Origin of the sequence: Mesorhizobium cantuariense (assembly GCF_042647205.1) — a bacterium.
In the GTDB taxonomy this organism is placed as follows: domain Bacteria; phylum Pseudomonadota; class Alphaproteobacteria; order Rhizobiales; family Rhizobiaceae; genus Mesorhizobium; species Mesorhizobium cantuariense.
In genome coordinates, this window is sequence record NZ_JBHRVD010000001.1 from 3,541,836 (window position 1) to 3,563,644 (window position 21,809).

A 21,809-nucleotide genomic window follows, 5' to 3' on the forward strand; every position below is an offset into this window, starting at 1 on the left:
CGCCGCATGCAGAATATCGTGCATATCCTTTTGATCACCGGTCCTGCTGGAATCGGAAAATCCACGCTCTGCTGGGAGATCGGCGCCAGCCTCAGCGCTGCGCGGATAGCCCATGCAATCATCGAAACCGACGAACTCGACCGCGTCTATCCCCGGCCAGCCGCCGAGGATCTGGACAGGCTGCGGCCCGGCACGACCGATGTGAGCGCCATCAATCTGGCGGCGATCTGGTCGACCTATCGCGCGCTCGGGCATTCGCGGCTGATCATGTCCGGCGTCATGATGCATCCGAGCTTCGACCGCCGCTGGATCCTGGCGGCGATACCCGAGGCCGAAATCACCGTCGTGCGCCTGCAGGCTTCGGAGAAGACGCTGACCGAACGCCTGGCTCGGCGCGAGGTCGGATCCGGCGCCGGGGATCAGTTGCAGCGCACACTGCGCCAGGCGCGCCGCATGGCGGACGAAAATCGCGACGGCTTGCTGTGCATTGCCGCCGACGACAGAGGACCGGCGGAACTTGCTCAGACGATCTTGCGCGAGGCCGGCTGGGCCGGTTGAATGCTGGAAGATTTGCGCCAACTTTGGTCGCCAAACCGGGTTGAAACGGTATAAAAATCCTGAAAGCCTAGACCAATCGCCTTGGGAGGATTTGCTCGATGAAAACCCGCGCCGCAGTCGCTGTCGCCGCCGGAAAGCCGCTGGAGATCATGGAGGTCGACCTCGACGGTCCGCGCGAGGGCGAGGTGCTGGTCGAGATCAAGGCGACCGGCATCTGCCACACCGACGAATTCACGCTGTCTGGCGCCGATCCCGAAGGCCTGTTTCCGGCCATCCTCGGCCATGAAGGCGCCGGCGTCGTCGTCGATATCGGCAAGGGCGTCACCTCGGTCAAGAAGGGTGATCACGTCATCCCGCTCTATACGCCCGAATGCCGGCAGTGCCCGTCTTGCCTGTCGCGCAAGACCAATCTGTGCACGGCGATCCGCGCGACGCAGGGCCAGGGCCTGATGCCGGATGGTTCGTCGCGCTTCTCGATCGGCAAGGACAAGATCTTCCACTACATGGGCTGCTCGACCTTCTCCAACTTCACCGTGCTGCCCGAGATCGCGCTGGCCAAGGTCAATCCCGACGCGCCCTTCGACAAGATCTGCTACATCGGCTGCGGCGTCACCACCGGCATCGGTGCTGTCATCAACACCGCCAAGGTCGAGCAAGGCGCCACCGCGGTCGTCTTCGGCCTTGGCGGCATCGGCCTCAACGTTATCCAGGGCCTGAAACTTGCCGGCGCCGACATGATCATCGGCGTCGATCTGAACAACGACAAGAAGGAATGGGGCGAAAAGTTCGGCATGACGCATTTCGTCAATCCGAAGGAGATCGACGGCGATGTCGTCCCCCACCTGGTCAACATGACCAAGCGCGGTGCCGACCAGATCGGCGGCGCCGATTACACCTTCGACTGCACGGGCAGCACCAAGGTCATGCGTCAGGCGCTGGAAGCCTCGCATCGCGGCTGGGGCAAGTCGGTCGTCATCGGCGTGGCGGGTGCTGGCCAGGAGATCTCGACGCGGCCGTTCCAGCTGGTCACCGGGCGCACCTGGATGGGCACCGCTTTCGGCGGCGCACGTGGCCGCACCGATGTGCCGAAGATCGTCGACTGGTACATGGACGGCAAGATCCAGATCGACCCGATGATCACCCACACGTTGAAGCTCGAGGATATCAACAAGGGGTTTGACCTCATGCATGAGGGCAAGTCGATCCGAAGTGTCGTGGTTTACTGAGGAAGACCACAAGCCGCCGACCAACCGGCCTGCGACCTCTGTGGTTCACAACTGGGAGGAGAAAAGAATGGCGGAGAAACTGCATCCGAAGATCGACAATGGCTTGCCCAGGGAAAGCGCCAGCTTTTCCGGCGGCACGCTGGTCTGCGCCTGCACCAGCAAGCCGGTGAAGGTGAAGGTCAAGGGCCAGATCGCCCACAACCATGCCTGCGGCTGCACCAAATGCTGGAAGCCCGAAGGCGCGGTGTTCTCGGTCGTTGCCGTGGCCGGCACCGGCGACGTCACCGTCACCGAGAATGGCGACAAGCTCAAGGTGGTCGACCCCTCAGCGCTGATCCTGCGCCATGCCTGCACCGGCTGCGGTGTCCACATGCACGGGCCGGTCGAGCGCGACCATCCGTTCAAGGGCCTGTCCTTCATCCATCCCGAGCGCTTCGAGGAGGATGGCTGGTCGCCGCCGGGCTTTACCGCCTTTGTCTCGTCGATCATCGAATCCGGCGTCGATCCCAAGCGCATGGACGGCATCCGTGCGCAGCTGAAGACAATCGGGCTGGAGCCCTATGACTGCCTCAATCCCGGCCTGATGGACTATATCGCCACCTGGACCGCGAAGAAGTCCGGCGCCTTGCCGGCCTGACAGTCGTGAAATTTCAGGTTTGGGGCCGGACACGTTTCCGGCCCCTGCTCGTTCTGGAGAGACAATGCCCTCACCCGCCATTCTCGTCGACGCCGACGCCTGCCCGGTCAAGGCCGAGGTCGAAAAAGTCGCCGAGCGCCATAGTGTCGTCGTCACCTACGTCTCCAATGGCGGCCTGCGGCCGTCCCGCGATCCGATGATCCGCAATGTCGTGGTCTCCAAGGGCGCCGATGCCGCCGACGACTGGATCGTCGACAATGCACGGAGCAACGACATTGTGATCACCGCGGACATTCCGCTGGCCGCCCGCGCGGTGGCGCTTGGCGCCCATGTGCTTGGGCCGACCGGACGTCCGTTCACGCCGGAAACGATCGGCATGGCGGTGGCGATGCGCGATCTGAAACAGCATTTGCGCGAGACAGGCGAAAGCAAGGGTTACAATGCCAGCTTCGCCCCGCAGGACCGCTCGCGGTTTCTCGGCGAACTCGACCGCATCTTGCGGCGCGCCCTGAAATCCGCCACACCGGACTAGAAACCGAGCGCCATCCAAGGTTGGAACCGACATGGCTGCCGAAACCCCGATAAAGTCTCCCATTCAGCGCCACATGCTGTTCGCGGTGTCGGCCTGCGTTGGCGTTTTTGCGCTCCTCGTGGCATTGCTGCTGCATGCCTCGCTCGCTTATTCGATCGGCGCCAACGCATTCTTTGCCGCCTACGTCATTCTCGTCGTCGCCCAGATGCCGAAGTTCACCGGCAGGTATCTGAGCAAGAATGCGCGTGCCACCGACCAGCCGGTGCTGGTTATTTTCGCCGTGACGCTTGTCGTCGTCGGCGTTGCCACCTTTTCGCTGTTTCAGCTGATCAACCAGAAAGACAGCGCCCACCCCATAGAGCTCGGCTTCGCACTGCTGTCGATCCCACTCGGCTGGTTCACAATCCATGCCATGGCAGCGCTGCATTATGCCCATGTCTACTGGATGGACGGCGATGCGGTCGACGCCGAGACCAAGAAGAAGATCCCGGTCGGGGGACTGCTGTTTCCGGGCGACAAACGGCCGGAAGGTTGGGATTTCCTCTATTTCTCGACGGTTATCGGCATGACGGCGCAGACCGCCGACACCAACATCTCGACGACGCACATGCGTCGTGTCGTGCTTGTCCATTCGATCCTGTCGTTTTTCTTCAACACGGTCATCGTCGCCGCGGCCGTCAATCTCGCCGTCAGCCTCGGCGCTCCATAATAAATCCGTGATCGGATGAAACATTGGTTTGGATCGCGACGTATCAGGAGGACAATGAGCGCGCAGGCCAGGTCGCCAGGGCCAGGAGACGAGACAAGATGGAATCTGTTGCCAGAAGCCAAGCCGCAGCCGGGCCGGACGCCCTCGCGTCGAGAGACAAAACGCTGATCTACAGGCAGTCGCGCTGGACGCGGCTGACGCATTGGCTCTGGGCCATCTCGCTGTTCTTCATGCTGCTGTCCGGCCTGCAGATCTTCAATGCCCGTCCGCAGCTCTATATCGGCAAGGAGTCTGGTTTCGACTACAACAACACCATCTTCGCCATCGGCGCCGAGAACACCAACGCCGGGCCACGCGGCTACACCGAAATCTTCGGACATCGCTTCGACACCACAGGGGTGCTCGGCTGGTCGGGGCCGGCAGGCCAGGAGACGTCCCGCGCCTTTCCGTCCTGGGCGACGATCCCGTCCTACTATGATCTCGGCACCGCCCGCGTGATCCATTTCTTCTTTGCCTGGATACTGACCACGACCTTGATCGTCTGGCTGGTCGCCAGCATTGTGAATGGCCATCTGCGCCGCGATCTCGCGCCACGCCTCGATGATCTCAAGCGGCTGCGGCAAGACATCATCGACCACGCAAAGCTCAGATTCCACCACAGGCGGGAATACAACACGCTGCAGAAAATGGCCTATGGCGGCGTGCTGTTCGTGCTGCTGCCACTGATGATCATCACCGGCCTGGCAATGTCGCCAAGCATGAACGCGGTACTGCCGTTCCTCAACGATCTGCTCGGTGGTCGGCAGACGGCACGCACCATCCATTTCACCGTCATGGTGCTGCTGGTCGCCTTCTTCGTCGTCCATATCCTGATGATCCTGGCCGCCGGCCCGATCAACGAGCTGCGCTCGATCATCACCGGCTGGTATCGCATCGATCCTCCCGCACAGGACGACAAACCCGTCGAGAGGAGTGCGTGACATGGCGAAGTTTGAGATCAGCCGCCGCAAATTCCTGACCGGTGCCAGCCTCGGCGCCTCCGGCATCATGCTGTCGGGCTGCGACGCTTTCGACAGCCAGCTAAGCGTTGGCAGCGGCCTGCGCAGTTTCCTCGAAAACGCCAATGGCCTGACATACCGGGCGCAACGCCTGCTTGCCGGGCGCGATGCGCTGGCGCCGGAATTCTCCGAGGGAGACATCCGCCAGCCGCAGCGGCCGAACGGTGTCACCGCTCCGGATGACGACGTCTACAAAGGCTTGCTCGCCAACAACTTCGCCGACTGGCGGCTGGAAGTTTCAGGCCTGGTCGAAAAGCCGCTGTCGCTCAGCCGCGAGCAGCTTCAGAACATGCCGAGCCGCACGCAGATCACCCGCCATGACTGCGTCGAAGGCTGGAGCTGCATCGCCAAATGGACCGGCACGCCGCTGTCGCTGGTGCTCGACCAGGCGGTGGTCAAGCCGCAGGCGCGCTACGTCATGTTCCATTGCCTCGACACGATCGACCGCAGTCTCTCCGGTGACATCAAATATTATGGCAGCATCGACCTGATCGATGCCCGTCACCCGCAGACGATCCTTGCCTATGGCCTGAACGGCAAGCCGCTGCCGGTCGAGAACGGCGCGCCACTGCGTGTCCGCGTCGAGCGCCAGCTCGGCTACAAGATGCCGAAATATCTCTACAAGATCGAGCTGGTCGACGGCTTCGCCACTGTCGGCGGCGGCAGGGGCGGCTATTGGGAAGACAATGGCTACGACTGGTACGGCGGGATCTGAACCGCACACCGTAAACACCGCGCCTCTAAGATGACTAGCGGCGAAACAGCTCGCCCTTTCCCGCAATCCGCTCGCCAATGCCGCCAAGCCGCAGCATATGCCAGGCAAGTGCATGGTTGCTCGACGTGACCGGTTTCCCCAATTCCTTCTCGACCTCCTCGATGATCCGGGCAACGCGCATGCTGGTGCAGGAAACGAACACGGCCTCACAGTCGCTCGACGCGCCGATTTCCAGGATGGCCTGCTTGACCGATGCCGGCGTGATGCGTGCGACGACATTGTCGTCCGCCTCATTGAAGGAGCCCATGACCGGAATATCCATCCCCCGCGCCATCAGCGATGCACGCAGGGAATGATTGATTTTCGCCAGATAAGGGGTGAGCAGCGCGATCCGCGAGACGCCCAGGGCCTTCAGCGCCGCCCGCGCCGCCGTCACCGGGTTGGTCACTTGCACGCCCGGCAGCACCTCGTGAATGCGCGCGGCAACCTTGTCCTCGCCGATGACAAGCGCTCCCGACGTGCAGGCAAAGCCGATCACATCGAACTTGACGTCGGGCAAAAGGCCGACCGTTGCGGGGATCACGGCCGACATCTTCATCAGGTTTTCCGGCGTGATCTCGACATCGCTGTAAAGACGAGCCTCGTACAGCGCGATGTCGCGCGCGGGCAGCGCATAGCGGAATTCATCCTCGATGGTCTGGTCGGTCCGCAGCACGAGCAGGCCGAGATTGGCGCGGGTGCCGATACCGTCGTCGGTCTTGAAGGGAATGTGTTCCCTGTCGAGGACAAGCGTGTTGTCGGCGCGCTTAACCGGGGCGTCCATGGTGCAGTCCCCTTCCTGATGCCAATCAGAATTGTCGACAATAGAAACGGCAACATTGCCGAAACTGTCAAGGGCTCCGTGCAGATTTCAGAAAGTCGGAAACGCCTGAATTATGGGGTTGAGTAGATCTCTCGTCAGTCGCCGGCCCGTACGCCGTTGACAAAGATCGGTGTCTTCCTATTGAATTGTCGACAATAGAACGACAGCCATTTGGGACGGCTATGCGCGTATTGATCTTGGGCGGGGGCGTGGTCGGGATCACCACTGCCTATCAGTTGCAAAAGGATGGCCACGCGGTCACCGTCCTCGAGCAGGCACCGCAGGTGGCCGAGGGCGCGAGCTGGGCAAATGCCGGCATGATCGCGCCCGGTCACTCCTTCGTCTGGTCGTCGCCAGCCGCCCCGAAAATCCTGCTGAAATCGCTGTTCCAGAAAGACCAGGCGCTTCGTTTCAAACTCTCCGCCGACCCGCATCTCTACACCTGGTCGCTGCGCTTCCTCAGGGAATGCACGGCCGCCAGGGCGCGTCGCAACACCCTCCTCAAACATCGGCTTGCGGTCCATTCCCAATCGGTCCTTCAGGCAGTCGTCACGGAGGAAGCGATACAATACGACAGGACCTCGGCCGGCATTCTTTACTTCCACCGCAGCCGCCAGGCGCTCGACAAGGGCGTCGCCAACATGCGCCTGCTGGAGGCCGACGGCCAGGAGATCCGCATTGTCGACGCGCAGGAAATCGTTCACCGCGAGCCGGCGCTGGCTTCGTCACGCGACAGCATTGCCGGCGGCATATTGTGTCCGACCGACGAAACCGGCGACGCCGCCAAGTTCACGCGCGCGCTGGCGGCCATCGTCGAAACGAGGGGCGGCAAGATCCTGACAGACACCAGGATCATCGGGATAGAACGCAGGAACGACGCGATCACCCGGGTCGTGACCGACAAGGGAGAGGTCTTGGCCGACGCCTACGTTCTCTGTCTGGGCGCGGAAAGCCCGATCCTCGCCCGCAAGATCGGCCTTGGTCTGCCGATCTATCCGATCAAGGGATATTCCCTGACCATTCCCATCGTGGACCAGGCCCTGGCTCCAAAACTTCCCGTTATCGACGAGCACAACCTCGTTGCCATCACGCCGATGGGCGATCGCATCCGCGTCACCGCCACCGCGGAATTCGCGGGCTATGACCGCAGCCACAAGCCTTCGGATTTCGCATTCATGAAGCGCGTCACGCAGGAACTGTTCCCGCGCGGTATCGCCTACAATCGCGCCGAGATGCGGGCCTGTCTGAGACCAATGACGCCCGACAATCTGCCAATCCTCGGCCTGCGCAACATCCGAAACCTCTGGCTGAACACCGGCCACGGCCATATCGGCTGGACCATGGCGCATGGATCGGCCCGCATCGTCGCCGATCTGATCGCCGGCCGGGCCGCACCAATCGCCCTCGATGGTATCCTTCCCAAACAGGCGCGGTTCGCCGAACCAAGTGCCGCAAAGGCTTGACTGACGCCATGCTTCGACCCACCAGGCAAACCAACCAGGACAACAATGCGGCGTTGGCATCCAAGCCGGTCAAGACCGGCCCGCGTGTTTATGAAGAGATCCGTCGCATGGCGATGGACTATCGCTTCAAGCCGAACGAACGCATCAACGAAGTGGCGCTTGCCGCGAGGCTGAATGTCAGCCGCAGCCCGATCCGGGAGGCTCTCCAGCGGCTGGTCACGGAGGAACTCATCACCTTCCAGACCAATCGCGGCTTCTTTTGCCGCGGCTTCGACGTCGATGAGGTCGTCAATCTTTCCGACGTGCGGGCGGTGCTCGAGGAGCGCTCCGTCAGGCTGGCAATCCAGCGCGCGACCAATGAAGAACTCGCCGCGCTCGTCGACTGGTGGACGCTCACCATGGCGCGCGCCGACTCATTTTCCAGCGCCGAACTGACCGCCAGGGACGAGGAATTTCACATCCGCATCGCCAGACTGTCAGGCAATCCCGAACTGGCGCGCATGCTCGAAGGCATCAATACGCGCATCCACTTCGTCCGCAAGATCGAAGTGGAGAAGCACCGGCGACTGTCGACGACCTACACCGAACACAGCGAGATTGCCCGGGCCATGGTGGCCCGCGATGCCGACAGCGCCGCCAGGCTCATGCATGACCACATCACCATCAGTGTCGCCGATGCCATGTCGACCGTTCGGGAAGGCCTGGCCCGGATATACATTGATGTAGGCCAGGTCTGATCAGGCAACGCTTTACCGGTCAGGCGACCTTGTCGAGCAGCGGCCTCAGCGCCGGGTGGATTTCCGGCGAAGCGTGCTTGATCAGCGTCAGCAGCGCGCGTTCGTTCTCGTACAGAGGCCGGTCCGCGCCGATGTGCTCGATCAGCCAGCCGGCTTCGCCGGCATCGATCGTCTCGGCGCGGCGAGCCAGGGCTTCGGTTGCCCTGTTCTTGGCTTCCCACTCGGCCTCGATATCGCCTGGAGACCGATAGGCTTCCATAATGCCGGCAAGGCCGCCGGAGATCATGCGGCTGAAGAAGCCGCCGATTTCCGGATCGGCATGTTCGAGGAAGGCATCCCGGCGCAGCGCCACATCGCGCGTCGGCGCCTCGTAACCGGCCGAGCACATGACGAAATTGGCGATCGCCTTGACGAACAGATCGTTCCAGGACGGATCGTTGTGTCCTTGAGCGGTCCGCTCATTGATCTTGAACAGCACCTCGGCCTCGGCGCGCGTGATGGCGATGTTGCCGTCGCCGCCATGGGCATGGAGGATACGGCGCAGCAGCTCGACCTCCGCCTTGGCGATCAGCCCGGGAACCAGCGCACCGCCGAGCATCAGCGGCCCCTTGCCGTCGACAACGGCATGCGCCACTTGCTCCAGCGCATAGACGCAAAGCTGGCCCGGCGACGATTTCGCCTTTTCCAGCACGTGGACCAGCAATTCGAGTTCGGTACGGCTGTCGACCATGCCGTCGCGCGAAATCGTGCGGATCAGCCAGTCGGCATTGTCCTGCGAGATATAGCCCGACGGCTTTTCCTGGTGAACGATGTAGTCTGTGACCGCCTCGATGAAGAAAGGCGGCCATTCCTGGCATTTGTCCTTGGCCGTGGCGTCGAGCGCGAACAGTGCCTCGGCCTCGCCGCGCGTCACCACGCCATCGCCGAACACCTCATGGCGCAACATCGCCACGTCCTCCGCGGCGATACGGCTTTTCGAGGTCAGCCCGGCCACCGGCGCGCTCATGATCAATTCGCCCATTTGTCGTCCCCCTCCGCTGCCGGCAATGCCGGCCCCAAAGCGTCATCCCTGCCAACATATCAGCAGTGTCTTGAAAAACCGGCAAACGGCGTGGTTAGCGAAGACTTGTCAGCCAATGCATGTCGCCCAAAAGTGTGCAGCGGTTTTGGGAGAACGACATGCATCAAAGCTGTCGCTGGCAGGTGACAATGTGTCGTCGACGGGCTATGGATGGCGCGTCGAGGACTCAGGGTCTGAGTCCTACCTGTTTGCGGGAGAGAGCAGCGAGAGCTGCCGCCGAAGGGGAAATCGCCCGAAATCTCTCAGGCAAAAGAACCGTAGACGGGAAAGACACTCTGGAAAGTCGGGGCTTGCCCCCGCGCCGAAGGTGTAAGCGCCGCTGACAGGGTTCCGGCTGCGCGAGTCTCTCAGGCTTCAGACAGAGGGGCACGGACTGGTCGCCATTCGCGACCGATTGCGTGCGACTCTGGAGATGACATGACGGGCGACGACACCAAACACCTTCCCCTCGAAGACATCCATTTGGCAGCTGGTGCGCGCTTTGGCGCCTTTGCCGGTTGGTCGATGCCGCTGACCTATCCGGCCGGCGTCATGAAGGAGCACCTTCACACCCGCGAACAGGCCGGCCTGTTCGACATCTCGCATATGAAGCTGTTCGAGGTCAGCGGGCCGGATGCGGTTGCGCTGCTCAACCGTGCTTGCCCCTTGGATGCAGGCGCACTTGAAATCTCGCAGTCCAAACTGTCCTTCTTCCTCAATGAGGCAGGCGGGATATTGGACGATCTGATCGTCACCAGGCTTGGCGACATCAGGTTCATGGTGGTCGCCAATGCAGGCAACGCCGTGGCCGACGAAAAGCATTTGCGCGCGCTTGCCGCGGATTTCGACGCCAGGGTCGAACCGCTCGACCGCGTCTTCCTCGCCATACAGGGTCCTGAAGCCTGGGCGGCTCTTTCCCGTGCCGGCATCGAGACCGGCTCGCTGCTGTTCATGCATGGTGTCGAACCGCGGAAGAACTGGTTCATGAGCCGCTCCGGCTATACCGGCGAGGACGGTTTCGAGATCGGGCTGCCGGAGGCCGATGCGCGCGATCTTGTTGGAAAATTGCTCGGCGATGAACGCGTGCTGTGGATCGGGCTGGCCGCCCGCGACAGCCTGCGGCTGGAGGCAGGGCTCTGCCTGCATGGTCAGGACATCACGCCGGAGACCGACCCGGCCAGCGCCGCCTTGATGTGGGCGATCCCCAAGGATATCCGCGCTTCCGGCGCTTTCATCGGCGCCGATGCGCTCCGCGCCGCCGTGGAACGGGGACCCGCGCAAAAGCGCGTCGGCCTGAAGCCGGAAGGCCGCCAGCCGGTGCGTGGCGGTGCCGCGCTTTTTGACGCCGACGGCAATCCGGCCGGCCACGTCACGTCAGGCGGCTTCGGCCCCTCGGCCGGCCATCCGGTCGCCATGGGCTATGTCGCGGCAGCGCTGGCAAAACCCGGAACACGGGTTTTCGCCGATGTTCGCGGCACGAAAATCCCAGTCGACATCAGCTCCCTGCCCTTCACACCGCATCGCTACCGCAAAGGATGATTTCAATGGCAACGATCTATTTCACATCAGATCACGAATGGCTCCGCGTCGAGGGTGGCATCGCCACAGTCGGCATCACCGACTACGCGCAGGAGCAGCTCGGCGATCTCGTCTTCGTCGAACTGCCGGAGACCGGAAAGAAATTGACCAAGGGCGATACCGCCGTCGTGGTCGAATCCGTCAAGGCGGCTTCCGATGTCTACGCGCCGGTCGATGGCGAGATCACCGACGCCAACGGTACGCTGTCGTCGGATCCGTCACTGGTCAATTCGGCGGCTACAGGTGCCGGCTGGCTGTGGAAGATGAAGCTCGCCGACGAAAGCCAGCTCGCCGGCCTCATGGATGAGGCCGCCTACAAAGCCCATATCGGCTGATATCAGGATCCGAAAGACATGACCGCAGCACTCACTCCTTTCTCGGCCCGCCATATCGGCCCGAGCGTCAACGATGTCAGAGCCATGCTTGCCGTGATCGGCGTTCCGTCCGTCGAGACGCTGATCAGCCAGGCCGTGCCGCAGTCGATCCGCCTCGACTTGCCGCTGACCCTGCCCGCACCGGCCAGCGAAGCGGAAGCGCTGGCCGAATTGTCGGCGACCATGGCCAAGAATACGGTGCTGAAGAGCTTCATCGGCGCCGGCTATCATGGCGTCCAGGTGCCGCCGGTCATCCAGCGCAACCTGTTCGAGAACCCGGCCTGGTACACGGCCTACACGCCTTATCAGGCCGAGATCAGCCAGGGCCGGCTCGAAATGCTGTTCAACTTCCAGACGCTGGTCACGGAACTGACCGGCCTGCCGGTGGCATCGGCCTCCTTGCTCGATGAAGCGACCGCGGTCGCCGAAGCCGTTGGCATTGCGCTGCGCCACCACCGCGACAAGCGGACCAAGGTGGCGCTCGCTGGCACGCCGCACCCGCAGACGCTCGACGTCGTGCGCACCCGCGCCGAGCCGCTCGGCATCGAGATCGACGGCGAGACGATCGACGACAACACCGCCGCCCTGCTCGTCTCCTGGCCGGATACGTTTGGCGTCTATGGCAACCACAAGGCGGCGATCGACAAGGCACGTGCGACCGGCGCCATCGTCGTCTTCATCGCCGATCCGCTTGGCCTGACGCTGACCGACGCGCCGGCCAAACTTGGCGCCGATATCGCTGTCGGTCCGATGCAGCGCTTTGGCGTGCCGATGGGCTTTGGCGGCCCGCACGCGGCCTATTGCGCTGTCTCCGACAGACTGACGCGGCTGATGCCCGGCCGCCTGGTCGGCCAATCCACCGACAGCAAGGGCCGGCCCGGCTACCGGCTTGCCTTGCAGACACGCGAGCAGCATATCCGCCGCGACAAGGCGACCTCCAACATCTGCACCGCACAGGCACTGCTCGCCAACATGGCGACCGCCTATGCCATCTGGCACGGCCCCGCCGGACTGCAGGCGATCGCCGGGCGCATCCACGCGCTGGCCAACCGTCTGGCAAGCGGCCTCGAGGCGGCAGGCGTGTCGGCGATGGGCGCCAGCCGTTTCGACACTGTGACGGTGGAGGCCAAGGGCAAGGCGGCGCAGATTGCCGCCGCGGCAGAAAAGACCGGCCGGCTTTTGCGCGTCATCGATGCCGACCATGTCGGCATCAGCTTCGACGAGACCTCGACCGATGCCGATCTCGATGCGATCGCGGCCCTGTTCGGCGCCAAGGCCGCTCCGTCGGCCGATAGCACGGCGCCCGGCAAGCCGCGCGGCAAGGAGTTTCTCACCCAGCCGGTCTTCCACGAGAACAAGTCGGAAACCGATATGATGCGCTTGCTGCGCCGGCTGGCCGACAAGGACCTGGCTCTCGACCGCACCATGATCCCGCTCGGATCCTGCACCATGAAGCTCAACGCGGCGGCCGAAATGATGCCGGTGAGCTGGCCTGAAATCGCCAATTTGCATCCCTTCGCGCCAGCCAGCCATTCGGCCGGCTATCGTGCCATGGTCGGCGAACTGGAGGGGTGGCTGTCGGAGATCACCGGCTTCGACGCGGTCAGCCTGCAGCCCAATGCCGGCAGCCAGGGCGAATATGCCGGCCTGCTCGCCATTCGCGCCTATCACCGTTCGCGCGGCGAAGGCCATCGCACCGTCTGCCTGATCCCCTCCTCCGCGCATGGCACCAATCCGGCAAGTGCGGCGATGGCCGGCATGAGCGTTGTCGTTGTGCGCTGCACCGAAGACGGCAACATCGACATGGACGACATGAGAGCCAAGGCCAACGAGCATTCTAAGGATCTCGCGGCGCTGATGTTCACCTACCCCTCGACACACGGCGTCTACGAAGAAGGCGCCCGCCACCTATGCGCCCTCATTCACGAGCATGGCGGCCAGGTCTATTTCGATGGCGCCAACCTCAACGCCCTGGTCGCCTTGGCGCGGCCCGCCGATATCGGCGCCGACGTCTGTCATATGAACCTGCACAAGACTTTCTGCATCCCTCATGGCGGCGGTGGCCCGGGCATCGGCCCGATCGGCGTCAAGGCGCATCTGGAGCCCTATCTGCCGGGACATGTCACCGAGGGTTCTGCGCACGCCGTGTCGGCCGCACCGTTCGGCAGCGCCTCGATCCTGCCGATCACCTGGATGTATATCCGCATGATGGGCGCTTCTGGCCTGAAGCAGGCGACGGAGACCGCCATCATCTCGGCCAACTACGTGGCGACACGGCTCGCGCCGCACTTCCCACTTCTCTACAAGGGTAGGCACGATCGCATCGCGCATGAATGCATTCTCGATACCCGCGTGCTGAAGGAGAGCGCCGGCATCAGCGTCGACGACGTCGCCAAGCGCCTGATCGACTACGGCTTCCACGCGCCGACCATGTCCTTCCCGGTCGCCGGCACGCTGATGGTGGAGCCGACCGAATCCGAGCCCAAGCGGGAACTCGACCGCTTCTGCGAGGCTATGATCGCCATATCAGGCGAGGCAGCGAAAGTCGCCAAGGGCGAATGGCCTTTGGCCGACAATCCGCTGGTCAACGCGCCGCACACCGCCGCCGAGGTGCTGGCCGGTCAGTGGACCCATCCCTACTCGCGCCTGGAGGCGGCCTATCCCGCCGGCGATGCCGACACGGCAGCCAAGTACTGGCCACCTGTGTCACGCATCGACAATGTCGCCGGTGACCGCAACCTGGTCTGCTCGTGCCCGCCCCTGTCGGACTATCTGGGCGCGGCGGAATAATTAAGCGGAGCGCAAGGCCGGCTTCACCGGTTCGGCCTTGCCTGGTGCCGTCCGGCCGATGACGCAATTTCGACCGGCGCGCTTGGCGGCGTAGAGCGCCGCGTCGGCCCCGGCAAGCACGTCATCGAGAGTGCGGCCGCTTGCCTCGCCAAAGCCGATGCCGCCGCTGACCGTGCTGCGCAACTTACCGAGTTGGGTGGCGACGATCTCGGTGCCGAAGGCAACGCCGATCTTGCTGGCGAGATCATGGGCCTTCTCTTCCGTCATTCGCGACATGACGACGGCGAATTCCTCGCCACCCAGGCGAAAGGCGTCGACACCGGTCCTGGCATATTTCTTGATCACCGCGGCGAAGCGGCACAGGACCTGATCCCCGACCGGATGGCCGTAGACATCGTTCGTCCGCTTGAAGTGGTCGAGGTCGAACATGACGACGGACATGAACGGACCGAAACTCCGCTCGCCGTAGAGCGACGTCAGCGCCCTACGGTTCATCAGCCCCGTCAGCGGATCGGTCATGGTCTCGGCCTTCAGCTCGATCTGCGCCTGCAGATGGTGAAGGGAGAGCGTCAATGCGCCGAGCCCGGTCATGCAGGCCACCGCCACGACGGAGTTCAATCGTTCGGCCCAATTGTCGGGCGCGGCCCCAAGGGCCCATTGCCCCTTGGTCAGCAAAACCACGCCGCAAAGCGCAAACGACACCGCGCAGGTGCCACTCAGAAACGAAACCACCAGCAGGATGCGGCGATCGTGGCTGCCGTTGATCCAGAACATGGCGCCGATCGCCGACAGCAGCGCCGTCACCGTGGTGTAGGTGACGACAAAGCCGACGCCATCAAGGCCCAGGAAGGTCACGGCGGCACAGATAGCCATGGCGGCAAGCGCCGGTGCAACGGCACGTCTGTAGCCGGACACGCCCAGATATTGCATGGCCGACACGCAGAGGATCAGAAACCCCAGGCTGAGCAGTGCGAGCACGATCTGGCAAAGCAGTGGATCGGGATCCTTGGTGTATTGCCAGAACAGGATCACATGCGCGACGAGCACCAGAATGCCGCACGCCACCGTCAGGACGAAGCCTGCCTTGGGCGCGGTGAACCAGATCGCAAACATGGTGACGCTGAGGCAGATGCCCGACAGCGCGGCTGCGAGCAGGAGCGAACTGAAGTCCAGCATATCGGGCAAGGGCCTCTTGAGCGTCGGCGGTTGCGCTGCATTCTAGGTCAGCGGCAGCCCTCAGATACGGGTTTTCAGCCGATCTTTCGACCAACCTGCGGATAGGGTTTACAAAGCGTCGATGCCACGTGTTCCGAAACCGGACCCTTGAATACGAGATCAACCCTTGTTCAAGAGAGCGAGGTTGGCGTTGACGACGGTGGGATCGGCCATGCCTGCCTTCGCTTCGAGCAGCAGCGCCTTGGCCTTCTTGCGATTGCCGCGCAGCAGTTGCGAATAGCCCATGTTGTTGACGATCTGCGGCTTGCGGCCGGCGACTTTCAAAAGCTGGCTGTAGGCACGGTCGGCGAAGTCGAAACGACCGAGTTCATCATAGGAAGCGGCAAGTCCCATCCAGGCCTCGGCATTGTCGGCCTTCAACTCGACGGCCTTGCGGAAGTGCTTTTCGGCGAGGCCGTAATTGGCATCGCGAAACTGCGCCTTGCCTTGCGCCAGATCGGAGGTTTCGGTGTCCTTTGCCGCCGGTTGGATGGCGGTGGTCTTGGTGGTGTCGACGCCGCTCGTCGTACAGCCAGACATCATCAAGACGGCCGCCATCGCGGCCATTGCCGGGAAGTTACTGTGACGCATGCCCCTGCCCCATCGCCCGATTTGCCGGGTCGTTCTTCAGGAAACACATTACATCAGCGACGATTAAACTTCGGTGCCGAAATGCCGCTAAAATTTGGTTTCGGGCACACCAGCCATTAACCACCAGCCACAAGACGAAGACTTATTCCCTGCGGCGAGGACGCGAGCGGCCTTTCACGGCCCCATGACTTTGAGTGCCGCAGGAACCGGATAGCGGCTTCCATCGTAGCGCAGCCGGTAGCTCCGCTTCACCGGCTTGCCGGGATGGGACTGGCACTCGCCATCCTTGTCGGGAGACGGGTTATCGGTTTCCGTCCGCTCGACCGCGGCGATGTCGTGATAGCCGTGATGGCTCACCGAGCCCATTGCCAGGCTGACCTGGCTCGAATGAAAGGATCCTGCGCAATTGGCATCGCCTTCGCCGCCATTGCCGGCCACGACGAGGCCGTCGAGCACCAGGCGCAGGGCATCGCCGGCGAGGGCATAGAGCCGCAGGTCGGTTTCGCTGAAGGGGTTGGCCTGCGAATGGTTTGCGATTTCGATGAGCAGGCCGAAGGCGGTGACGTCGGGCGCCAGCCTATAGCGGCCGGTATCGAGTTCGATCTTGCGGATGGCTATGGCGTCATCGGTGATCAGCCCTGGCTGGAGCAAGCGCTGGCGCACCTGCAGGCTGTTCCTGTCGACGACCAGAAGCTCGATATCGCCGACATGCCCGTCGTCGCTGGATTGGGCGCTGTCGGTCAGCGGCACTGCGACCAACAGCAGATCGTCATGGGCGGGCCATATCTTGCAGACCAGGCCAAACGGCGTATCGCCCCGCGGGACCGTCAGGGCGATACTGATATGGGGTTCAAGCGTGAACGAGGCGCCGTCGGCGCTCTTGCGGGCCTTGGGATAGGCCTGCTGCACCAAGGCAGCAGCATCGCCGCAATCGCCGGCGGCGGCGCAGGCGGGCGACAGGCAGGCGGCGGCCAGGCCAAGGAAAAGGGTTCGCAACAGCATTCGCATGGCTTCTCACGTTGCACGGCAGAATCTCGGGCAGAATATGGGTTGTCAGCCCCCCGCTTGGATTGATTCCCGTCGGGTGCGTCTAGTGTGCGCCCGTCATTTTGACGATGACTGGAATGGCGGCAATCATCAGCACCACCGGCAGGATGCACACCACCACCGGCACCGACATCTTGGCCGGCAGGGCGTGCGCCTTTTCCTCGGCCAGCGACATGCGCTTGTGGCGCATGTCGTCGGAAAAGACGCGTAGCGCACCCGACAGGCTGGTGCCGAGTTCCTTGGACTGTTGCAGCAGCGTGGCGAAAGAACGCACCTCGTCCAGGGTGAGGCGGTCGGCGAGCGCCTTCAGCGCATCGTCAAGGCTGCGCCCGGCCCTCAGCTCCAACGACACCAGCCGCAGGTTCTGGCTGAGCGCGGGATATGTCTTGGCGAGCTCCTTCGAGACGCGCTCGATGCCAGCCTCCATGCTCATGCCGGCATCCGAGCAGACGATCATCAGGTCCATGAAATCGGGAAAGCCGTTGCGATACTCACGCCTGTGTTCCCGCACTTTCTGGCTCAGCACCAGGCCGGGCAGGAAATAGCCGGCCGCTCCTGACAGGATGACGAATGTCCAGCGGCTGGCCATCGTCGCGTCGGGGCTGGCCATCCACCGGTTGACCACAAAAACACCGATTGCCGTGCCGATCATCGCGATGAACCGGATCAGGAAGAACATGCCGACAGCACGCGGCTCCATATATCCCGCCTGGATGAGCTTCATGCGCAGCCGGGCGACATTTTCCGGATCGCTCTTGGCGTAGAATTCCTGCGCCCGCTTCACCGCCTTCTCGCGCACGACACCGGTATTCTTCTTCTGCACCGGCTCTGGTTTCGCAGCCACGGGACCGTTGTCGACCCTGAGCCGGCGCTTGACCTCGTTGCGATCGCCCTTAGCCGCCATCATCGGCCATGCAACAGCGGCAGCACCCGCGGCCAGCAGCAGGATGGCCACCGGCATCAACGAGGTCGGCGCAAGCGAGGCGAGGAATTCTATGAAGCTTTGCATGTCAGAACTTGAAATTCGACATCTTGAACATCACCAGATTGCCCAGCATCAGCCAGGTGATAGAGCCGCCAATCAGGTACCAGGTCTTCGGCTCACCCCAGACATCTCGGTAGAAGGCCGGCATCAGCGCCATGATGGCGGCAAACAGCAGTGCCGGTATCGCCGTCAGGATATAGGCCGACAGGCGGCCTTCGGTCGAAATGGCGCGCACCTTGCGGCGCAACTTGCCGCGCTCGCGGATCGTCGTCGCCAGGCCATCAAGGATTTCGCGCAGATTGCCGCCTGAACTGGTCTGGATCGAGACGGCAGTGACGAACAGCGGCAGATCCTCCTGGCCGACCCGGTCGAACAGCGAGTTCAACGCCGAAACCAGATCGGAGCCGTAGGTCACTTCGTCGGCGATGACGCCGAACTCGGTGCCGATCGGGTCGGGCATCTCTCGCGCCACCATGGCGATCGCCACCGGCACCGGATGGCCGGCCTTCAGGCCGCGCGTGATCAGTTCCAGTGCTTCCGGCAATTGCATGCCGAACCGCTTCACCCTGCGCTTGCGTTTGAAGCGCAACGTCATCACCGGCAACACCGGAACAAGCACCACAAACAGGACAAGGCCCATCAGCGGCGGCAAGCCGTACCAGATGGCGACCAAGGCCATGGCCATCGCCACGCCGCAGGTGATCATCAGGAATTTCGACAGCGGCATGATCATACCCGACTGGGTTCGCAAAGCGCGGAACCGATCCAGCGAAAACAGCGGCGTGCCTGCATCGAGGCCGCGTTCCTTGCGCAGTTGGACAAGCACCTGCTCTTGGCTGATCTTGCTTTCCTGCAGTTTCATGCGCCGGTTGATGGCGGTGCGTTTGTCGCTGCGGCCGGCATAAAGCAGGTAGCAGGCCTCGGCGATCAGGATGCCGGTTAGTGCAGCCGCGGCATAGACGACATAGATCGCGCTGAGCCCGTCGAACACCTGGCTACTCCTGTGGCCGGCCGGGTTCGAAATATCGCCCGGGGAACTCGATGCCCATGGCGCGCAGATCCTCGAGGAAGCGCGGCCGGATGCCCGTCGCCTCGTAGTGGCCGAGAATCTTGCCGTCGGCCTCCATGCCGGTGCGCACGAAGCGGAAAATTTCCTGCATCTGGATGACATCGCCTTCCATGCCGGTCACCTCGGCGACACTGGTCACCTTGCGCTTGCCGTCGGATAGGCGCGTCAGCTGGACGATCAGGTCGAGCGCGCTGGCGATCTGGCTGCGGATCGACTGCACCGTCATCGGCATGCCGGTCATGCCAAGCATCTGCTCAAGGCGTGAAATCGCGTCGCGCGGGGTGTTGGCATGGATGGTCGCCATCGACCCTTCATGGCCGGTGTTCATCGCCTGCAGCATGTCGAAGGCTTCCTCGCCGCGGCACTCGCCGAGGATGACGCGGTCGGGGCGCATGCGCAGCGCATTCTTGACCAGGTCGCGCTGCTTCAGCTCGCCATGACCTTCGATGTTGGCGGGGCGCGTCTCCATGCGCGCGACATGTGGCTGCTGCAGCTGGAGCTCGGCCGCGTCCTCGATGGTGATCAGCCGCTCATCTTCCGGAATGAAGGCCGACAGCGCGTTGAGCATGGTCGTCTTGCCGGTGCCGGTGCCGCCCGAAATGATCGTCGTCTTGCGGGCATGCACGGCCGCCGCCAGCACTTCGGCCATGTTCTGGGTGATGGCGCCGAATTCGACCAGTTTGTGCAGGCCGAGCTTGTTCTTGGAGAACTTGCGGATCGACACCAGCGGTCCGTCAACCGCAACCGGGCGGATGGCCGCGTTGAAACGCGAGCCGTCCAGCATGCGTGCATCGACCATCGGCTGCGATTCGTCGACGCGGCGGCCGACCGCGGCAACGATCTTGTTGACGATGCGCAAGAGATGCGCCTCGTCCTTGAACGGAATATGGACCGGCTGCAACTTGCCCTTCTTTTCGACAAAGCAGTTCAGGTGGCCGTTGATCAGGATGTCGTTGATGTCGGGGTCCTTGAGCAGCGGCTCGAGCGGACCGAGGCCGACCATCTCGTCGACGATGTCGTCGACCAGCGCGTCGAGCTCGACGGTGTTGATCGCCATTCGCTCCTGCTTGGTCTTTTCCGACACGAAATCATGCACTTGCCGGCGCATCTCGTCCTTGGGCAAACGCTCCAGCGCTACGAGATTGATCTCCTCGAGCAGCAGCCGGTGGATACGCACGCGCGCATCAAGCACCTTGTTGGCATTCTTTGCCGGTGCTGCTTCCGGCTTTGCCGGCAAAGCCTTTCGGTTCGTCGGAATGACGACGGCATGATGCGCGACCGGCATTGGCTCGGCAGCGCGCTGCGGACGCGCATCGCGGTTCTGCAGGGTGGAAAAGCGGCTGGTCATCCGGCCTTCCTCTTCAGCAATTCACGGCCCATGCCAAACAGCGAGCGTGATTTCGCCCGGGTTGGGACTGCTTCCTCCGGCAGGATGATCTTCTTCAGATCGTTGATGACATTGGCGTTCGGATCGATCTCGTGCAACGGCACGCCGCGATCGACCGCCTCGCGCACCAGCCGGTAGTTGTTGGCGATACCGCCGACGAAATGCTCGCCGAGGATTTCCTGGACGTCGGCCTGCTTGATGCCGTTGTCGAACATCTTCTGTTCGAAACGGTTGACGATGACGTTCGGCTTCACTTCCTTGCCGGCGGTCTCGTAGACCGCCTGGATCAGCCGCTGCGTATGGCGCAGGCACGGCACCGTCATTTCCGCGACGATGTAGAGCTTGTTGGAACCGAGCAGCACCGTCTCCGTCCATGGAAACCAGGTGCGCGGCATGTCGATGACGACATTGTCGAAATAGGCCGAAACGAGGTCCAGCATGCGCACCACGACATCGGTCTTGAACGAGCGCATTTCCGAGGGATGCGTCGGCGCCGCCAGCACACAGAGCCCGCTGGCGTGCTTGGACAGCATCACATCGAGCAGTTGCCGGTCGAGGCGTTCGGGCTGGTTCTCGATCTCGGTGATGTCGAAACGCGGTTCGAGGTCGAGATATTCGGCACAGGCACCTTGCTGGAAATTAAGGTCGACCACGCAGGTCGAGGCGCCGCGCGTTACCGAGTGATGCAGCTGGAAGGCGGTCTGCAGCGCCAGCGTCGTGGTGCCGACACCGCCCGCGGCCGGCATGAAGGTGTAGATCTGCGACTCGGTGTTTTCCTCGCGCCCGGGTCCCTGCAGCGCCCGCACAACGGAGCGTACCAGATCGGCGGTGGTGATCGGCTTGACCAGGAAATCCGCGACCTTGAGCTGCACGAGAATGCGCACCGCGGCCGCGTTGAATTCCTGCGTGACGACGACAACCGGCACCTTGTCCTCAAGCCGGCGCATGATGCGCTGCAGCGACTCGACCTCCTCCAGCCTTGCCGCATCCATGTCGACGATGATCGCGCCGAACTCGGCTTCCTGGATCTCGCTGCGCAGCTCGGTGACATTCTTCTCCACCGTCGAGAGCTGGATGATCTCGGAGGCCGCGAATGCGGTCCGCGTATCCTGCCCAAAGGTCCTGTCGGTCGATACGAGCAGGATCTTCCTGGTCTTGATGCCGTTTGCCATTCTGTCAGCCTGTCAGGTCGCCCGTTGGACCAGTTGCCCGTTGA

The 21,809-nt window shown here is 62.9% G+C and carries 21 protein-coding genes and 1 riboswitch; of the genes, 12 read left to right on the forward strand and 9 right to left on the reverse strand.

Features of this window, described 5'->3' with window-relative positions:
• Positions 1–6: 6 nt before the first annotated feature.
• The 7 genes from ACFOJ9_RS17065 to ACFOJ9_RS17095 all read left to right on the forward strand — a co-directional run bounded on the left by ACFOJ9_RS17065 (position 7) and on the right by ACFOJ9_RS17095 (position 5,435).
• Positions 7–558 carry an AAA family ATPase gene (locus ACFOJ9_RS17065; RefSeq protein WP_378980085.1) on the forward strand — a complete coding sequence of 184 codons (552 nt, stop codon included), beginning with the start codon at positions 7–9 and terminating at the stop codon, positions 556–558.
• 98 nt (positions 559–656) lie between these two features.
• Positions 657–1,784: an S-(hydroxymethyl)glutathione dehydrogenase/class III alcohol dehydrogenase gene (locus ACFOJ9_RS17070; RefSeq protein WP_378980087.1), complete on the forward strand. Its 1,128-nt coding sequence runs from the start codon at positions 657–659 to the stop codon at positions 1,782–1,784.
• Positions 1,785–1,851: 67 nt separating this feature from the next.
• Complete coding sequence (gene gfa / locus ACFOJ9_RS17075) at positions 1,852–2,421, forward strand: S-(hydroxymethyl)glutathione synthase (RefSeq protein ID WP_378980089.1); 570 nt, start codon at positions 1,852–1,854, stop codon at positions 2,419–2,421.
• A gap of 64 nt (positions 2,422–2,485) precedes the next feature.
• Entirely contained in the window at positions 2,486–2,953 is a 468-nt protein-coding gene (locus tag ACFOJ9_RS17080; RefSeq protein ID WP_378980091.1) for a YaiI/YqxD family protein, read from the forward strand.
• A gap of 31 nt (positions 2,954–2,984) precedes the next feature.
• A complete protein-coding gene (locus ACFOJ9_RS17085; RefSeq protein ID WP_378980092.1) occupies positions 2,985–3,662 on the forward strand; it encodes a DUF1345 domain-containing protein in 678 nt (225 codons plus the stop codon).
• A gap of 98 nt (positions 3,663–3,760) precedes the next feature.
• A complete protein-coding gene (locus ACFOJ9_RS17090) occupies positions 3,761–4,642 on the forward strand; it encodes a cytochrome b/b6 domain-containing protein (RefSeq protein ID WP_378980094.1) in 882 nt (293 codons plus the stop codon).
• 1 nt (position 4,643) lies between these two features.
• Entirely contained in the window at positions 4,644–5,435 is a 792-nt protein-coding gene (locus tag ACFOJ9_RS17095) for a molybdopterin-binding protein (RefSeq protein WP_378980096.1), read from the forward strand.
• A 34-nt stretch (positions 5,436–5,469) separates the two neighbouring features.
• On the opposite strand, the gene ACFOJ9_RS17100 is transcribed toward ACFOJ9_RS17095, so the two are convergent.
• Positions 5,470–6,258 (reverse strand): maleate cis-trans isomerase family protein, encoded by a 789-nt coding sequence (locus ACFOJ9_RS17100; RefSeq protein ID WP_378980098.1) that lies wholly within the window; start codon positions 6,256–6,258, stop codon positions 5,470–5,472.
• Between the two features lie 221 nt (positions 6,259–6,479).
• Between ACFOJ9_RS17100 and ACFOJ9_RS17105 the strand changes: the two genes are divergently transcribed.
• Complete coding sequence (locus tag ACFOJ9_RS17105) at positions 6,480–7,760, forward strand: D-amino acid dehydrogenase (protein ID WP_378980099.1); 1,281 nt, start codon at positions 6,480–6,482, stop codon at positions 7,758–7,760.
• Between the two features lie 8 nt (positions 7,761–7,768).
• The gene (locus ACFOJ9_RS17110) at positions 7,769–8,497 is read left to right on the forward strand and encodes a GntR family transcriptional regulator (RefSeq protein WP_378980101.1); all 729 of its coding nucleotides are present in this window, start codon (positions 7,769–7,771) and stop codon (positions 8,495–8,497) included.
• A 19-nt stretch (positions 8,498–8,516) separates the two neighbouring features.
• Here the strand turns inward: ACFOJ9_RS17110 and ACFOJ9_RS17115 are convergent, their stop codons facing one another.
• Positions 8,517–9,518 (reverse strand): hypothetical protein, encoded by a 1,002-nt coding sequence (locus tag ACFOJ9_RS17115; protein ID WP_378980103.1) that lies wholly within the window; start codon positions 9,516–9,518, stop codon positions 8,517–8,519.
• Between the two features lie 241 nt (positions 9,519–9,759).
• Positions 9,760–9,846, forward strand: a riboswitch (glycine riboswitch).
• Between the two features lie 149 nt (positions 9,847–9,995).
• Here ACFOJ9_RS17115 and gcvT point away from each other — a divergent pair.
• From gcvT to gcvP, 3 genes are read left to right on the forward strand one after another with little or no spacing between them, the layout of a single operon-like run.
• Positions 9,996–11,096: a glycine cleavage system aminomethyltransferase GcvT gene (gene gcvT / locus ACFOJ9_RS17120; protein WP_378980105.1), complete on the forward strand. Its 1,101-nt coding sequence runs from the start codon at positions 9,996–9,998 to the stop codon at positions 11,094–11,096.
• A 5-nt stretch (positions 11,097–11,101) separates the two neighbouring features.
• Complete coding sequence (gene gcvH / locus ACFOJ9_RS17125) at positions 11,102–11,470, forward strand: glycine cleavage system protein GcvH (RefSeq protein ID WP_378980107.1); 369 nt, start codon at positions 11,102–11,104, stop codon at positions 11,468–11,470.
• Between the two features lie 18 nt (positions 11,471–11,488).
• A complete protein-coding gene (gene gcvP / locus ACFOJ9_RS17130) occupies positions 11,489–14,299 on the forward strand; it encodes an aminomethyl-transferring glycine dehydrogenase (RefSeq protein ID WP_378980108.1) in 2,811 nt (936 codons plus the stop codon).
• Here gcvP and ACFOJ9_RS17135 read toward each other — a convergent pair whose 3' ends face one another.
• The 7 genes from ACFOJ9_RS17135 to ACFOJ9_RS17165 all read right to left on the reverse strand — a co-directional run bounded on the left by ACFOJ9_RS17135 (position 14,300) and on the right by ACFOJ9_RS17165 (position 21,765).
• Entirely contained in the window at positions 14,300–15,475 is a 1,176-nt protein-coding gene (locus ACFOJ9_RS17135; RefSeq protein ID WP_378980110.1) for a GGDEF domain-containing protein, read from the reverse strand. It lies immediately after the preceding gene.
• 159 nt (positions 15,476–15,634) lie between these two features.
• Complete coding sequence (locus ACFOJ9_RS17140; RefSeq protein WP_378980112.1) at positions 15,635–16,105, reverse strand: hypothetical protein; 471 nt, start codon at positions 16,103–16,105, stop codon at positions 15,635–15,637.
• 174 nt (positions 16,106–16,279) lie between these two features.
• Entirely contained in the window at positions 16,280–17,107 is an 828-nt protein-coding gene (locus ACFOJ9_RS17145) for a PA3715 family protein (protein WP_378980114.1), read from the reverse strand.
• 88 nt (positions 17,108–17,195) lie between these two features.
• Positions 17,196–18,161 (reverse strand): type II secretion system F family protein, encoded by a 966-nt coding sequence (locus ACFOJ9_RS17150; protein ID WP_378980116.1) that lies wholly within the window; start codon positions 18,159–18,161, stop codon positions 17,196–17,198.
• Position 18,162: 1 nt separating this feature from the next.
• Positions 18,163–19,128 (reverse strand): type II secretion system F family protein, encoded by a 966-nt coding sequence (locus ACFOJ9_RS17155; RefSeq protein ID WP_378980118.1) that lies wholly within the window; start codon positions 19,126–19,128, stop codon positions 18,163–18,165.
• A 4-nt stretch (positions 19,129–19,132) separates the two neighbouring features.
• On the reverse strand, positions 19,133–20,554 hold the full coding sequence (locus ACFOJ9_RS17160; RefSeq protein ID WP_378980119.1) for a CpaF family protein: 1,422 nt from the start codon (positions 20,552–20,554) through the stop codon (positions 19,133–19,135).
• The gene (locus ACFOJ9_RS17165) at positions 20,551–21,765 is read right to left on the reverse strand and encodes an AAA family ATPase (RefSeq protein WP_378980121.1); all 1,215 of its coding nucleotides are present in this window, start codon (positions 21,763–21,765) and stop codon (positions 20,551–20,553) included. The genes ACFOJ9_RS17160 and ACFOJ9_RS17165 overlap by 4 nt, the downstream gene beginning before the upstream one ends.
• Positions 21,766–21,809 lie beyond the last annotated feature (44 nt).